The organism is Gottfriedia acidiceleris, from assembly GCF_002128425.1.
GTDB lineage: Bacteria > Bacillota > Bacilli > Bacillales > Bacillaceae_G > Gottfriedia > Gottfriedia acidiceleris.
Genome location: NZ_NESS01000004.1, coordinates 130,495 through 145,726 on the forward strand (window position 1 = coordinate 130,495; position 15,232 = coordinate 145,726).

Genomic DNA, 15,232 nt, shown 5'->3' on the forward strand with positions numbered 1-15,232 from the left:
ACCTCACACTTTATTATTAAGGAAATATCCTTTATCTATTTATTTGTTCTATTTTCTCCAATGATTATTATTTATATCGTTAAAATTCATAGTAGAATTAAATTCTTTTACACATAAACCGCCATTCTTTATGCTCGAATTAAAGTGAGTGAATAAACTTCAGTAGCACCATTTTGTAACAAAATGGTTGCGGCATCTTGTACCGTTTTACCAGTTGTATATACATCATCTAGTATTACGATCGATTCGTTATCGATTTTTTCATCACCACAAAAAGAAAAAACTTGTTGTCTGTTTAGTCTTTCATAGCGGTTTAATTTACTTTGTTTTTCAGTATGAATTCTTTTCAAACAATTTGTTAAATTTAAACCGGCATGTTGTGCAAGCACTTCTACTTGATTAAAACCTCTTTCCTTTAGTCTCTCATCACTGAGAGGTACTGGAACTATTTTATAATTTTTGAAAGAATTTTCATAGTATTCCCTCAAATCACTTGCAAATATAGATGCTAATTGAACATCACCACAAAATTTAAAATAATTGAGCCACTCTTTTACTTCATTTGTGTAATGAAATATCGACTTATTAATAATTAACGGCATATCTAACTTTAAACTCATATACTTTATACAATTTTGACAATGCTTTTGATTCTCCATCACGTAACCGCTACAAATCTCACAAACTGGACCAATAATCTTTTTAAATTTCGCTAGACATTGTGAACAAGCTGATTCATTGCTTTGAAAAAATAATTTATGTAAGGAAAACTTCTCAACAAATCGAACACCACAATATACACAAATCATTTTTTATCCAACCAACCTTTCTCCATACCTAAATGATTCATTAGAAGGATTTGTTTTTTAGCTTTAACCATTTCTTCACTAATTCCATTATGAAAAAAAACAACCTCACCATTTGTATATTCAATATGCCTACCAGCACGCCCAGCAATTTGAACTAGTGCACTTTCAGTAAAAATCTCCTCATCAGCACCTAATACCGCTATTTGGCTATTCGATATCGTTACGCCTCTCTCTAAAATTGTCGTTGTGATTAAGACTTGAATATCACCATTTCGAAATGCACTTACTTTTTCATGTCTTTGTGGATCTTGACTATGAACTGATGCTGATTTAACTGTTATCTTTTTAATAGCTTCTTCTATTAAGACACATTCATTAATGGTAGGGACAAACAAAAAGATGGGGCAGTTTTTTTGAATAAATAATTTTATCCATTTTTCTAAAGAATTTGGAAGTTTTTGTGATTTGCGAATTGTTTTACGCCAGTTACCAATCCATTCAAAGCTCGGTACCGGTAGAGGTTGCCTATGGTATCTTGCGGGGACCATTACATTTTTGATTTTACCTTTTAGTGCAAGTAGTTGTTGATCACTAGTGGGGGTAGCAGTCAGTTGAACTGTAGAACCTTTAATAGTTCTTGCTTCATTTGCAACCCAGTGCAAATGTGTTTCAATATTATAAGGAAAGGCATCAACTTCATCGATAATCAATAAGTGGAATGTATGCCTGAATTTCATTAACTGATGAACTGTACAAATCGTTATCCTATTTCCATCCCATATCTCTTCACTCCCTCCATAAAGTACCGCAATTGAAATAGTAGGGAAGGCTTGTCTGAATCTATTGGCTAGCTCTAAAACAACATCTACACGAGGAGTTGTAATACAAACGAATTTCCCCTGCAAAAGTACAGCTTCAATCCCTTCAAATAACATTTCTGTTTTTCCTGCACCACAAACTGCCCAAAGTAGCAAATTCTGATTTTCACACGCAGCTTCAACTACTTTAATAGATGCTTCTTTTTGCTGCGGTGAAAGTTTGCCATCCCATTGGAGGCCAGTAATTGAATCATCTAATTTCATATCAACTTCATTAATAACAAGCTCTGTACATGTCGACATCTTTCCCATAATGATACATTTTCGACAATACGTACACTGTGACGAACATTTTGCACAAAAATGAGTAGCGAAAAAGTGTTGATCTTGATTACCACAACGAAAGCATTGATAACGAGTTTTAACTTTTTGAACCGCTTGAATGATTCGACTTGTTAGAGGGATGTCATGAAGGTTCATTGCGGGGAGAAGTTGGAGTTTTCTACCGAAGAATTTGTCCATTTTTAACCTGCTTTCTTTTAATAAATTTTCGAATTAAAAAATGTAGTTGATTATAACAAAACTCACATGAGCTTCATTCAATATTACATTCAATCAGTCACTAATAACGTGAACACTAGTGAAAATTTCTTGTCAGCAATTTAAATAATTTGTGTCATTATGTATGGTAGCAAGTTTTCCAATTTTCACTGTACAGACAAAAAAAGCCCCTAATCAAAGGAGCTCTTACTCAAACAACATACCAACCCAATCCTAAAGCACCTTCACCAAGATGCGTTCCAATTACTGGGCCAAAATATGAAGTTTCTATTTCAACATTCGGATATGTTTCACTAAGTTGTTGGGCCAACTTTTTTGCATCTTCTTCACGACTAGAGTGAATAACGACTGCTTTCATTTTTTCGCCTTTTGAAGCAACTTCGCCAAATAAATCTGTAATGCGCTTCATTGCCTTTTTTTCCGTTCGGATTTTTTCAAATGCTACAATTTGTTTGTCTACAAATGTTAGAATTGGCTTTACTTGCAATAAACTTCCTACAAATGCTTGTGCACTTGAAAGTCTTCCACCGCGTTGTAGGTGATCTAAATCAAAAACCATGAAGTAAGCATTTGCCGATTGTTTTATTTCATCTAAACGCTCAATGATTTCAGACGGCCTGGCTCCATTCTTTGCCATTTTCGCTGCCTCAATGACATAAAATCCTTGTACCATGCAACTAATTTCTGAATCATAAGCGACTACATCTAAGTTATCAATCATTGAACCAGCTGATACAATACTTTGATATGTGCCACTAATTCCACTTGATAAAGTAATTGCCACTACAGCCTCATATTCCTTTGATAGCTGTTCAAACTTTTCAATAATTGTACCGTATGCTGGCTGTGAAGTTTTTGGCAGACCTTTTTGTTCACGGACCTTGAGGAAAAATTGTTCGGCTGTAATTTCAACTTCTTCTTGATAGGAAGCATCCCCGAAGATTACATTAAGAGGCAACATATGTATATCTAAAGAATCTCTTACTTCCTTAGGGATATAAGATGTACTATCTGTAACTATCGCAGTTCTCATTGTCATATCCTTTCTTATTATATAGTAACGTTTAACTATGTATTTAATGGTTTAATTTTACACAACTAATTAAGTAAAATCATTGTATTTCATTCTCTTTACTCTGAGTCAATTCGACAACTCAGTTAGACTTAGAAAGACTTATTATACTTAAAAGCCTATTTATTGAAAAGAAAAAGTGGGCATTTTATTAGAGATTCTATATTTCAGACTAAAATTCAATTAATACTTTGTCTACAAACTAAAACAGAGTACCGATCACCCGATACTCTGTTTTTCGCACACTAATTATTTAACTTCTACCCAAGCGTTACGAATTGCCGTTACTACAGCATGAGTTCGGTCATTTACTTCTAGCTTTTGCAGAATATTACTTACATGGTTTTTGACCGTTTTTTCACTAATGAAGAGAGCTTCACCAATAGCACGGTTACTTTTACCATCTGCTAACATTTGAAGCACTTCACATTCTCTTCTAGTAAGTAAGTGTAATGGACGACGCACTTCTACTTCGCGGGATTTAAATAATTGTTCTTTAAGTGATAGTCTTCTAAATTCTTCTACTAGGTTATGGGTAATTTTAGGGTGTAAATAACATCCACCTTTTGTAACGACTTTAATCGCTTCAATTAGTGTATCTGAGTCCATTTCTTTTAATAAATAGCCTCTTGCACCAACTTTTAGAACATGAGTTACATATGATTCATCATCATGAATAGACAATATAATTACTTTTGCATCAGGATGTTTTTCTAGTAATGCTTTTGTAGCAGTTACCCCGTTCATTGTCGGCATGTTAATGTCAACAATAAATACATCTACTTGATGTTGATCCATAATACTTACAACCTCTGTACCGTCTGAACCTTCAGCAACAACATCAAAACTCTCTTCAAAATCTAGGATTCTCTTAATTCCTTCACGAAATAGTTTATGATCATCTACAATTGCAATTCTAGTTTTCATTTCATTACTCCTCTGGTTATTTATTCTAGTTTGCTTATCTATCGAAATTTGTAGAAATTGGTATTTTTTTCTAAATTATAGTATATTTTAACACATTTTGTTGATAGTTTCGACGCAATTCTCCTAAAACATGAAATAAAATTTTACTTTTAGAAATTTTCAGACGTTTCATTTTGAAATGCCATTTCTAATTCATTCTCTATTTCTACATCTAATGTGATTCTAATTGTCGTACCTAAGTCTAGTATAGATTCGATTTTAAAATCACCATTCAATAACTCAACACGTTCTTTTATTCCTATTAATCCAAAAGAGTTTTCCTTCTGGCTTTCTCCAACAGGAAAACCAACTCCATCATCTTTAACGAAAATATTAATTTTATTTCTTAGAAACTCTAATCTTACAAAAATTGTTGATGCATCGGCATGCTTACATGCGTTTTGAACTGCCTCTTGAATGATCCTAAAGATCGCAACTTCTAATTTTGAATTATGTCTTTTTTTGCTTTGACCGTAAAATTCAAATTTAATTTCAATATGCTTATACGACTCAAGCGATTGGAAATATTTATTAAGGGCTGGAACTAATCCTAATTCATCTAATGCCAGAGGGCGTAAATCGTATATAATTCTTCTTACTTCCCCTAGTGCACAACGGACTTGTTCCTTCATATCACGTAGTTCCTTTCTTGCATCTTCTTCTGGTCTTTGGCGATATGTTTTAATTAAAAAGTCTGATTGCATTAATATACTGGCTAACGTTTGGGCAGGCCCATCATGTATTTCGCGTGATAACTTTATCCGCTCTTCTTCCTGAGCTTGTATCAATTGAAATCCGAATTCTTGTTTTCGTTTTGCATCTTCAAGTAAATGATTAACTTGCTTAAAGTCTGTATTAAGGTAGTTTAAAACAATTGAAATACGGGCAACTAACAATTCAGCTTTTTGTAGTTTTTCTAACAAAGCCTGAAGTCTATTTTCTAATTCTTTTCTACGATGATTTAGAACTTTTTCCTCCTTTAATGAAAGAAAATACTGTTCTTGGATATTTTTGGCGGTTTCATATACTGCCTTTACTTCAAATTCAGTACAAGCCCCATCTACTTCAGTTAATTTTTTGCGTGCCTCTTTAGCTAATAAATCTAATCTAACCGTATTTTCAATCTTCTCTACTACTTGTAACTTTACTTCTTCAAGCTCTACTCTTAATTTCTCGTATTCAGAGCGAGTATCTTCAACAATTCCAAACACGTGGGACTTACTATCTATAACGGATGAGAGCATACTATCCATGATTTCGTCTAGTGTCTGATTGTCCATTTTCCTAGCTATCATTCACCTTTTCCCCCATTAGCCTATTACTAAATGACTAATAATTTTATGTATATCTAATATTATAATGTAATTAGGATTATAATTGTACAAAAATTTGAAATAAGCAAAAATTTTTATATTTTCCGATTCAACCCTTTTATTACCAATGTATATTGGTATTTTATTATAATTTTTAAAAAATACATACCCTTCTATAACATCCTTAACACAATGTTAACAAGTATTACAATATTATTACAAATTACCTAATAAAAAAGCTGATTCCTGTAAAAGAATCAGCTTTTTACCTATTTATTGATTGGTACTATTTTCATTTTCAGAACTATTATCTGAATTAATTGAATTTGCTGTATTAGTTGTAGGCGGTTTTTCCAAACCTAAGTGAACACGGAATTTGTTAGTAATTTCGCTTACACTTTCCTCTTCAGGAACATAATAGTAAATACCGTGAATCGTATCATCATGACCTTTTAGTTTTATTGTTTCTAAGTCATTTTCAGTGATATTAGGTAAATGCTTGGCAAGTGAAATACCACCGCTCATTTTCATATTCGTACTAATGTTTTTACTGAACACTTTCGCGTATTCATCCATTTTCACGATTGTTTGAGGTGATTTTATTTCATTTAAGATCGCTTTAATTACTTGTTGTTGTCTTTCTTCACGACCAAAATCACCACGAGGATCACGTTTACGCATACGAGAATACGCTAATGCCTGTTGCCCATCTAAATGCATCATACCTTTTGTAAAATAAACCTTTTTCCTTGGTGTAGTATCTGTGTTTTCCCAGAAGTCAAAAGGTACATCAACATCTATTCCACCAACTGCGTCAACTATGTTTTTAAAGCCATTAAAATCGACAGTAACGTAATAATCGATTGGTACATTTAAGAATTGCTCAACTGTATCAACAGTTAATTGTAATCCACCATATGAATATGCATGGTTTATTTTAGTTTTTTCTGCGTGTCCTGGGATACTTACATAAGTATCACGAGGAATACTCATTGTTTTAATTGTCTCCTCTTTAGGGTTGAAAGTAGCAAGGATCATCGAGTCAGTTCGTCCACCCTTTCCACCAGTTGAATAGTTCTCAATTCCTAAGAAGAGTATCGATATTGGATCTTTCGATATTGCAACTTTTTCATTTCTTAAGTTTGAAGAAATGTCTTCTCCTTTTGTTGCTTTATTTAATTCAAGATATGTTCTAACGCCTTTATATCCTACAAAAACTAAGGCTACTATAATGATAAGTAATAATACCCTACGGATTAAGCCTCTCTTTTTCTTTCTTCTTTTCTTGGCCATTTTTCGAGAATATTTCTGATTCATATGTTCGAAGAGACCTCCTTTAAAGTTAGTATGATTGTTCTATTTGAAATTAGTCAAAAATTTACTATTAAAAAAGCTATACTACTACATGTATTTAACAATACTTTCATTTATATGGCAACTACCATTCGTTAACTCAATCATCCAGTTTTTGAATAGATCTACTTCATCAATTTTAATCCAAAGCTCAAAGCTTACTTCTTCCATGTGGTTAACATTTTCTAAATGATAATGTGAGTTCCTTAGGGCGAACTCTACTTTACCTAACAATTTATAATTAATCTTTATTTGCATTACTTTAACTAATGAGCGCTCTACTATCCCAACAGCGTTTAACCCTTCACTGACTGCTTGTCCATAAGCACGAATTAAACCTCCTGCTCCAAGCTTTTTACCGCCAAAATACCTTGTAACGACAACAACAGTATCTTTTAATCCTCTCTTTTTCAAAACTTCTAACATCGGAACTCCAGCCGTACCACTCGGTTCACCATCATCATTGGCTTTTTGAATTTCATCATTTTCACCGATTAAATAAGCTGAGCAATTATGAGACGCATCAAAATGCTTTTTTTTAATTTCTGAAATGAATTGTTGCGCATCAACTTCAGTTTTCGCTTCATTTATATAACAAATAAATTTCGATTTTTCAATCTCAATCTCATGACTTCCAAAGCCACGAACAGTGAAATAATTCGCTAGCATTTAACACCTAACCTTTCGACTAAATCAAACAAAATTTCGACTCACTTCAATATATTACTACAATTATTCATTCCATTCCTTAAAAATCACTAACATTCTTCAAAAGTAAGTATTTACTGACAAGATTTTATACAGTAACATTAGTAATAATGCTTAATATACCTGGTTGGAGACTTTAAGCTAATTCGTAGATCAAACTGTTTTCCCACTAAAAAATTTATATCAATTACTAATACCACTTCAAGAGATTTCTACACAATTTAAATTAAATATAACAATATTGAAAACTAAGTGATAAATCCATTTCATCTCAAGTCAAATCTAACAATGTCCCCACAAATTTATTTGTTTTTCCTTTAACAATAAAATTTTTATACAAATGTTTAACCTGCTTGCGTCTAAAAAAAAAAAAAGATTATACTAAATGATCAAAAAATATTAGAATCATATTTCTTAAGCAGTAATAAGCTTAAGAATGCGGTAATTAAAAAAGTAAATTAAATAAGAGCATTTTGATTACAATTATTTAATTAAAAAAGTAATACTCCACTCTGAATTGTCCTTTATGGGAGACTAAATAAATTATAAATTGTGCCACTTAAATTCAGAGTCAAATATAACAGCAATGAAAAGATGCATAAGTTAAAAATTATGATAGAGGGAGTTGATATTCGGAAGGAAAGAAAACAGGATTGCTTAAAAAAGGATAAAAAAACTAAATTTATTCATAATACATTATAAGGAGAATCATCAAAATATTGTTATTACATACTTGATAACAAAAAGAAGGTAAAAAGGATTAATATATGACGCAAATTATTTTCTTACAATAACTTATGATTAATACGTTTAAGTAAGAAGATAAATAGCTGCTAATTCTATATCTATATGGGAGTTTTAAATTTATTTGGAAAAGTGCTATTTAACGCGACGTATTTTTCTACTTACTTTATGCTAAAATAATAATACCTAAAAAGTCGACCTGGACAAAAATTTGATCAATTACTAATTATTGTAATGCCGATTAATAAATCATTCTTGCACACACTATAAGTGTAAGGTACCCTTGTGAACTTTTTATGTGGAGTAATAAGCTTGTAACATAAAAATAATTTGATTTTTTTCTGCGAACATTTATAATTGTTATGATGTTATAAAACGTAAACGTTATACATTAGGACATGTTGCATTGCACTTGCAAAGATGGGCCTAAATTATAAACTGGGGTGTTTAAATGGCCTTACAGAATACTCAACAAAAGGTTGAAAACCGATATACTATTCAACAATTTGAGTCATTAAAAAAGAAAAGTATTTTTTATTCATTTATAAAAAGAACATTGGATATTGTCTTTGCGTCGCTTGCGTTTGTTATTTCTTTACCATTCGTATTGTTCTTTATCGCATTAATTAAAATTGATTCTCCTGGTCCTGCTCTTTTCATCCAAGAACGAGTTGGATTAAACGGGAAAATTTTTAATATTTACAAGTTAAGAACTATGCGTATGGATGCAGAGATTAATGGACCACAATGGGCTAGTACGGATGATCCTCGCATTACGAAACTTGGTCACTTCCTTCGAAAAACTCGTATCGATGAATTGCCGCAGTTTGTCAATGTCTTACGTGGAGATATGAGTCTTGTTGGTCCTAGACCAGAAAGAGCGTTTTTTCTAGTTAAATTTAATCATGAAGTACCAGGCTTCACTAATCGCTTAACAGTCAAACCAGGTTTAACTGGTTGGGCACAAGTAAATGGCGGGTATGAATTAACACCAAAAGAGAAGTTAGTCTTGGATTTACACTATATCGAACATCAATCAATCATATTGGACATACGAATTATGTTTAAAACAATTAAAGTTGTCTTAACTGGTGAAGGCGCTCGTTAAGTAAAATAAAACATGTTCAAAATTTCTCTCTTTATTAAAAAAAGAATAGTTTACAAAGGCCTTTTCTCTAATGGGAAAAGGCCTTTGTAATTCTTTAAATAATAAAACTGTATTGAGAATTAAAATATTTAATAAAAAACATTTTAAATTCCGAAAATTACCCACAATTTCAGTAGTTTATTAACAATTTGTGGATAACATATAATACTTATCCACATGCCACTTGTTTATAAATTAGTTCTAGTCGTGAAGAAATATAAAGATACGACAAAATTCTCCTAAAATGAAAAATATTAAACCTTTCTTCCTGTCGATAAATCATAATTTTATTCACAAGTTATCCACATATTAAAAACAAATTGCATTTATCTTAAATAAATTTTATGTAAAAATATATGCCCGTTTATTTTATCGATTGAGAACTCTAAAAATCAAAAAAAGATGCAATAAGAAATACTCTTATCGCATCACATTTTAACTATTTTACAACTTTAATTGTACGAGCATTACTTTTGTTTCCAGATTTATCAATGACATAAACCTTTAAATATGTGTTTGCTTTCTGTACTTTTATTGACACAGAAAATTTACCACTAGAATTAACTGAGCTTTGACCTATTAATGTGCTTCCTCGATAAACCTTCACCGAAGCATATTTCTCAGCACTACCTGTTACAGTTTTTGATTTTGAAGTAACTTTATTAACAACTGGAAGAGCTGGTGGTGTTTTATCTAATACTTTTAAAGACTTTGTTGCACTTACATTTCCAGCTTTATCAGTAGCAGTTACACTAACTGTCGTTCCACTTTTTTGCTTTGAAATTGTAAATTTGTAGCTTTTATTTGAAGCAGCTGTTGTGCTTTTTTGAAGCTTGCCATTAATATATAGTTTAACTGTAGAACCTGCTTCTGCTGATCCTGTTACAGTAGTTGATTGATCTGAAACTGTATTCATTGTAGGTGTGGTAGGTTTTGTTTTATCGACCGTAAAGTTGATAGTTGTATTCGCTACTGAACCTTTTACAAAAAGTGTATAACTGCCCGCTTTTGAAACTAAATAGTCATTATTAATACGAGTTCCATTTAATGTCGCAACTGCCTCATTAACATGGATTTTTACGTCTTTATTATAGAATGCTCCGTTAGCAACCCCAGTTACCATAGGATTAAGGTAAGCAGATGGAATAAAGCCTATCTTTCCATTTTTATTTTTCACTTTAAACCAAACGAATTGGTTATGGTCGTTACTTGTATCAAACTTAAATACATCATAAATTGTTACGGTTGTGTATTTAGCAAGTGTTTCTAATTCGGTTTTCGAAGTATTTGGGTCAGGTCGGAATTTAACTTTATCCGCCGTAACGTACGCCATATCTCCCTTTTTCATAAAAAATGGCGATTCATGAAGGCTTTTATTTATTGTATAAAGCGGAGTTTTGAATACAATATCCTCATCACTATCAGGACTGTAATCAAAATCACTAGTCGTGAATGGGAATCTTGCTAAAATATTTGGACCATCTTCATCTTTTAAGTAACTCTGCATTTCAAGCAAATTTAATACAATTTCTTGATAGGCAGTAGTATTTATTTTGCCATAGTTAGCTCCCGGTGTTTTAATAATCGGACTATTAACCCGCTTTATTCCATTATAGGCCATTATGGGAAAATACCAGTTTTCAATAATATGACGATTTGCATCTTTAATTCTTGGTAATCTGTACGTTCCATCTTGATTTTTCCAATTATATTTCTCGTTTAAAATCTCAACACCAGCTTGAATATTATATGCAATATCAGTTTTTAATCTCTTCTGATCATATCTAGGTTGATTTGTAATTTGCATAATACCAATTCCACCATCAGATGCCAATTTTGATTGTTTCCAACCTGATTCCCTCCACGCAACTGTCTTTACGACCTCAGGCGGAATATCAGCGTTAATTGCAGCGTAAGTCAGCAAACAATTAATTTGTTGATTCGATGGTGATTTCACTTTACTAGCATCGCCACATTTCGTAGCCCAAGCTGTGTTTGTTTCTGCACTAGCTTTTCCATTAAACAAACTTACTGTTAAAGCTGTTACTAAGCCAAATTTCAGTAAAAAAGATTTCATTGTTTATTCTCCAATCTACCTAAATATGAAACAATATATCTATTCTATCATATTTCATTTCTTAACTTTCTATTTCTCTATAAATCTCATAAAAAAATGGCCCAGTTTTTCCTGAGCCATTAAAAAATTATTTTAATTCTTGTTTAACATATTTTGAAGAAACCCATCCAAAGCTACCATTCGGCAATTGGATTTTATACCATTTTTTTGTACTATCCATTGTTAAAGTACCATCTGTATTTGTAACAATACTTACATAAGTATTAAGGTTTAACGTATTGATTATGTTGTTTTCAGCTGTAGTTGCAGTTGAGCGTACATTTACTACATCAGTTGTTCTACCTAAGTTTTTAACAGATAAAGTTTGGCTATATGCATTTAACTTGATACTGTTTGTCCAATATACATTTCCATCAATTGATAATTTAATCCAATAATTATTTGTTTTTTCAAGAAGAAGGAAAGCTGTACTAGCTGCTATCGATTTTACTTTACTCGTATCGCCTTTTGCATTGTATAGATCGATGTTTCCTTTTGCAACCGCTTGGATATTAGCAGGGAATATATCACTACCAACAGGAGTAGATGGACTACCAGGAATCGTAGTATTTGGTTGAGCTTTATCATAGTACGCTTTATCAAATGGAAGAATTTTTTGCATATGCTGAGCAATCAATGCACCCCAGTTTGGATCAGTCGCGTAATAAAAATTCATCCCTTCACTCGCTGCATCCATTCTTACATTATTCATATCTTTTGTACTAAAACCTAGGTATGCACCATGATATTTCCAGTTACTTGGATTTAAGTAAGTTGATTTTATTGAGCGTGCAATATATTCTACATTTTCTTGTACACTCATAAATTTGTATGATGCTATATATGGTGTTGTATCATATGAGCCAAATCCAAATAAGTTATTTTTTCCTAGTGAAATTTGGGAAGTTCCAAATCCACTTTCATGAATTGCATGAGCTGCTAAATAAAGAGCATTCACACCATATTTTTTGCCAGCATCAACAAATAATTGTCCTTGACCATTCAGAACGCCACTTTTCACCTTACTAGCAATATAGTTATTAATTTGCGTAGCAGTTACAGTCGATGGTGTACGCAGATCAATAAACTGGTAGCTATCTCTTGATGTCAATGGGTCACCAGTTTTTACTTGTTTGATATATGATCCTGAAACATATCCCGTTTTCCCATTGTAACTAACCTTATACCAATTATTTGAAGTTTTATCAGTCACTACTAAAACCATATTAACCGGAACTACTGTAAGCAATGGTGAAGCTGCATCATACGTTTGACGTAAATTTAAATCTGAAGTCGTAATATATGTCGTATCTGTTATATTAGTTATCGTTACGACATCGCTTTTTCCGAAATCTCCTGCTCTTACATATCCATTTACATCGTTATATTTCACACTATACCAATTACCAATTTTCTTGCTAATCGGAAGAACAGTATCTTTTGGAATTTGAATAAGCTGTTTTGATGCATTGTCGAACGATTGATATAAATAAGTTGCATTAAGTGCTTTATAATTCGTAGTTGTAAATGTTGTATAACTATTTGCAGTTACATCTTCACTCTTAACATAAAGATTTTGTCCGTTGTAATTAATTCGATACCAAATCTTCCCTACCAAATCTGTCGCTTTTTGAGTTGAAGCGAAGCCATTATCTCCACTTACTGTAGTTACTACAGGTTTTGTAGCGTCTGGAGTTGCATATAAGTTAGTAACTGCTTTCGTAAAATAATATGCCGTACTTGTTGTTTCATATTTTATTTCATTTGCTTTAGTAAAGTTACTCATATAAACATAACCTGTTTTTCCATTAAACGTAACGTTATACCAATTACCAATTTTCTTGCTAATCGGAAGAACAGTATCTTTTGGAATTTGAATAAGCTGTTTTGATGCATTGTCGAACGATTGATATAAATAAGTTGCATTAAGTGCTTTATAATTCGTAGTTGTAAATGTTGTATAACTATTTGCAGTTACATCTTCACTCTTAACATAAAGATTTTGTCCGTTGTAATTAATTCGATACCAGATCTTCCCTACCAAATCTGTCGCTTTTTGAGTTGAAGCGAAGCCATTATCTCCACTAACTGTAGTGACTACAGGTTTTGTAGCGTCTGGAGTTGCGTATAAGTTAGAAACTGCTTTCGTAAAATAATATGCCGTACTTGTTGTTTCATATTTTATTTCATTTGCTTTAGTAAAGTTACTTATATAAACATAACCTGTTATTCCATTAAACGTAACGTTATACCAGTTACCAATTCGTTTTGATGATGAAACAACGGTACCAATCGGAATATGTGCTAGTACTTTAGACGAATTCCCAAATGATTGATATAGACCAGCCACTTTAATTGCTTTATACTTTGTCTGTGCAAATGTAGCTAAAGCACTTTTCGTAACATCAGTGCTATTTACGTATAATGTTTTGCCATTATAACTGACTCGGAACCAAGTTTGGCCAATGCTATTTACTACTTTTTGAGTACTGCTAAATCCATTGTTCGCACCTACAGTATATACTGCAGCTTTTTTTGTATCAGGTGTTGGATATAGCTTTGTAGTTTTATTTGTTAAATAATAAGCCGTGCTTTGAGTAATATATGTATTATTTACTTTAGTAAAGTTACTTATATAAACATAACCTGATTTTCCATTAAACGTAACGTAATACCAGTTACCAACTCGTTTTGATGATGAAACAATAGTACCAATTGGAATTTTCGCTAGAACTTTAGAGGAATTTCCAAATGATTGATATAGACCAGCCATTTTAATTGCTTTATACTCTGTCTGAGCAAATGTAGCTGCAGTACTTTTCGTAACATCAGTGCTATTTACATATAATGTTTTGCCATTATAACTGACGCGGAGCCAAGTTTGGCCAATGCTATTTACTACTTTTTGAGTACTGCTAAATCCATTATTTGCAACTACAGTATATACTGCAGCTTTTTTTGTATCAGGTGTCGGATATAGCTTTGTAGTTTTATTTGTAAGATAATAAGCCGTACTTTGAGTAGTATATGTATAATATTCCTTTAAATAGGTACCATTTACCCAACCAGTTTTTGCACTGTAGGTTACTTTATACCAGTTACCATTTTTCTGTGTTGCAGTAATTACTTTTCCTTTTGGAATCGTCAACAGTGACTTATAGGTTGCACCTGCACCTTGCCTTAAATTGAGATTTGCTGTCGATTGATACTTCGTTTTAATATTTACGATTGCTGCACTCGCTTTTGGTGTTTCCAAACCAACATTAGGACAGGAAATGCTGGAGGTGCCTACTAAAATCCCTGTTGATACCAAAAGGACTCTTCCCATTTTCTTCATGTATCTTACTTTCCTTTCCTACCATTTTTACTTTAAACCATAGAATAAAACAGTCAAATTCTATTAAACTAGTAAAATAAATAAACTATAAGTTCCAAAAACAATTAATTTAACAAAAAAATAAACACTAAAGTTAAGTATAAGTCATAAAATGTCAGAATTTGAATTGTTTTGTTCAATAATTATATCGGTAAAAAATGGAAATTGTTTTGTTTTATCGAAACGACAACCATTTTGTAATAAAATTGACACAATTCTAAAAAAAAGTTAAAAAGCCCATAAAGAAGA

10 protein-coding genes are annotated in these 15,232 nt (G+C 32.1%); 1 reads left to right on the forward strand and 9 read right to left on the reverse strand.

Features of this window, described 5'->3' with window-relative positions; all coding sequences use genetic code 11:
• Positions 1–128: 128 nt before the first annotated feature.
• The 7 genes from B6K90_RS09225 to B6K90_RS09255 form a co-directional block, all read right to left on the reverse strand.
• Entirely contained in the window at positions 129–809 is a 681-nt protein-coding gene (locus B6K90_RS09225; RefSeq protein ID WP_088012451.1) for a ComF family protein, read from the reverse strand.
• Complete coding sequence (locus B6K90_RS09230) at positions 806–2,149, reverse strand: DEAD/DEAH box helicase (RefSeq protein WP_088012452.1); 1,344 nt, start codon at positions 2,147–2,149, stop codon at positions 806–808. The genes B6K90_RS09225 and B6K90_RS09230 overlap by 4 nt, the downstream gene beginning before the upstream one ends.
• 229 nt (positions 2,150–2,378) lie before the next feature.
• Positions 2,379–3,221, reverse strand: coding sequence for a DegV family protein (locus B6K90_RS09235; protein WP_088012453.1), 843 nt, complete (start codon positions 3,219–3,221; stop codon positions 2,379–2,381).
• A 288-nt stretch (positions 3,222–3,509) separates the two neighbouring features.
• Positions 3,510–4,187 carry a response regulator gene (locus B6K90_RS09240; RefSeq protein ID WP_088012454.1) on the reverse strand — a complete coding sequence of 226 codons (678 nt, stop codon included), beginning with the start codon at positions 4,185–4,187 and terminating at the stop codon, positions 3,510–3,512.
• 149 nt (positions 4,188–4,336) lie between these two features.
• The gene (locus tag B6K90_RS09245; RefSeq protein WP_088012455.1) at positions 4,337–5,521 is read right to left on the reverse strand and encodes a sensor histidine kinase; all 1,185 of its coding nucleotides are present in this window, start codon (positions 5,519–5,521) and stop codon (positions 4,337–4,339) included.
• 291 nt (positions 5,522–5,812) lie between these two features.
• Complete coding sequence (locus B6K90_RS09250; protein WP_235821762.1) at positions 5,813–6,856, reverse strand: LCP family protein; 1,044 nt, start codon at positions 6,854–6,856, stop codon at positions 5,813–5,815.
• Between the two features lie 84 nt (positions 6,857–6,940).
• The gene (locus B6K90_RS09255; protein ID WP_088012456.1) at positions 6,941–7,561 is read right to left on the reverse strand and encodes a YigZ family protein; all 621 of its coding nucleotides are present in this window, start codon (positions 7,559–7,561) and stop codon (positions 6,941–6,943) included.
• A gap of 1,234 nt (positions 7,562–8,795) precedes the next feature.
• Here B6K90_RS09255 and B6K90_RS09260 point away from each other — a divergent pair.
• Positions 8,796–9,452, forward strand: a complete 657-nt coding sequence (locus tag B6K90_RS09260; RefSeq protein ID WP_088012457.1) for a sugar transferase — start codon at positions 8,796–8,798, stop codon at positions 9,450–9,452.
• A 478-nt stretch (positions 9,453–9,930) separates the two neighbouring features.
• Here B6K90_RS09260 and B6K90_RS09265 read toward each other — a convergent pair whose 3' ends face one another.
• Positions 9,931–11,568 (reverse strand): Ig-like domain-containing protein, encoded by a 1,638-nt coding sequence (locus B6K90_RS09265; protein WP_088012458.1) that lies wholly within the window; start codon positions 11,566–11,568, stop codon positions 9,931–9,933.
• Positions 11,569–11,695: 127 nt separating this feature from the next.
• Entirely contained in the window at positions 11,696–14,920 is a 3,225-nt protein-coding gene (locus B6K90_RS09270; RefSeq protein WP_167555323.1) for an SH3 domain-containing protein, read from the reverse strand.
• Between the last annotated feature and the right edge of the window lie 312 nt (positions 14,921–15,232).

Coding starts and splice junctions, on each gene's coding strand:
- B6K90_RS09225 (WP_088012451.1), bottom strand. CDS start 809: ATGATTTGTGTATATTGTGGTGTTCGATTTGTTGAGAAGTTTTCCTTA.
- B6K90_RS09240 (WP_088012454.1), bottom strand. CDS start 4,187: ATGAAAACTAGAATTGCAATTGTAGATGATCATAAACTATTTCGTGAA.
- B6K90_RS09265 (WP_088012458.1), bottom strand. CDS start 11,568: ATGAAATCTTTTTTACTGAAATTTGGCTTAGTAACAGCTTTAACAGTA.
- B6K90_RS09230 (WP_088012452.1), bottom strand. CDS start 2,149: ATGGACAAATTCTTCGGTAGAAAACTCCAACTTCTCCCCGCAATGAAC.
- B6K90_RS09250 (WP_235821762.1), bottom strand. CDS start 6,856: ATGAATCAGAAATATTCTCGAAAAATGGCCAAGAAAAGAAGAAAGAAA.
- B6K90_RS09260 (WP_088012457.1), top strand. CDS start 8,796: ATGGCCTTACAGAATACTCAACAAAAGGTTGAAAACCGATATACTATT.
- B6K90_RS09245 (WP_088012455.1), bottom strand. CDS start 5,521: ATGATAGCTAGGAAAATGGACAATCAGACACTAGACGAAATCATGGAT.
- B6K90_RS09255 (WP_088012456.1), bottom strand. CDS start 7,561: ATGCTAGCGAATTATTTCACTGTTCGTGGCTTTGGAAGTCATGAGATT.
- B6K90_RS09235 (WP_088012453.1), bottom strand. CDS start 3,221: ATGAGAACTGCGATAGTTACAGATAGTACATCTTATATCCCTAAGGAA.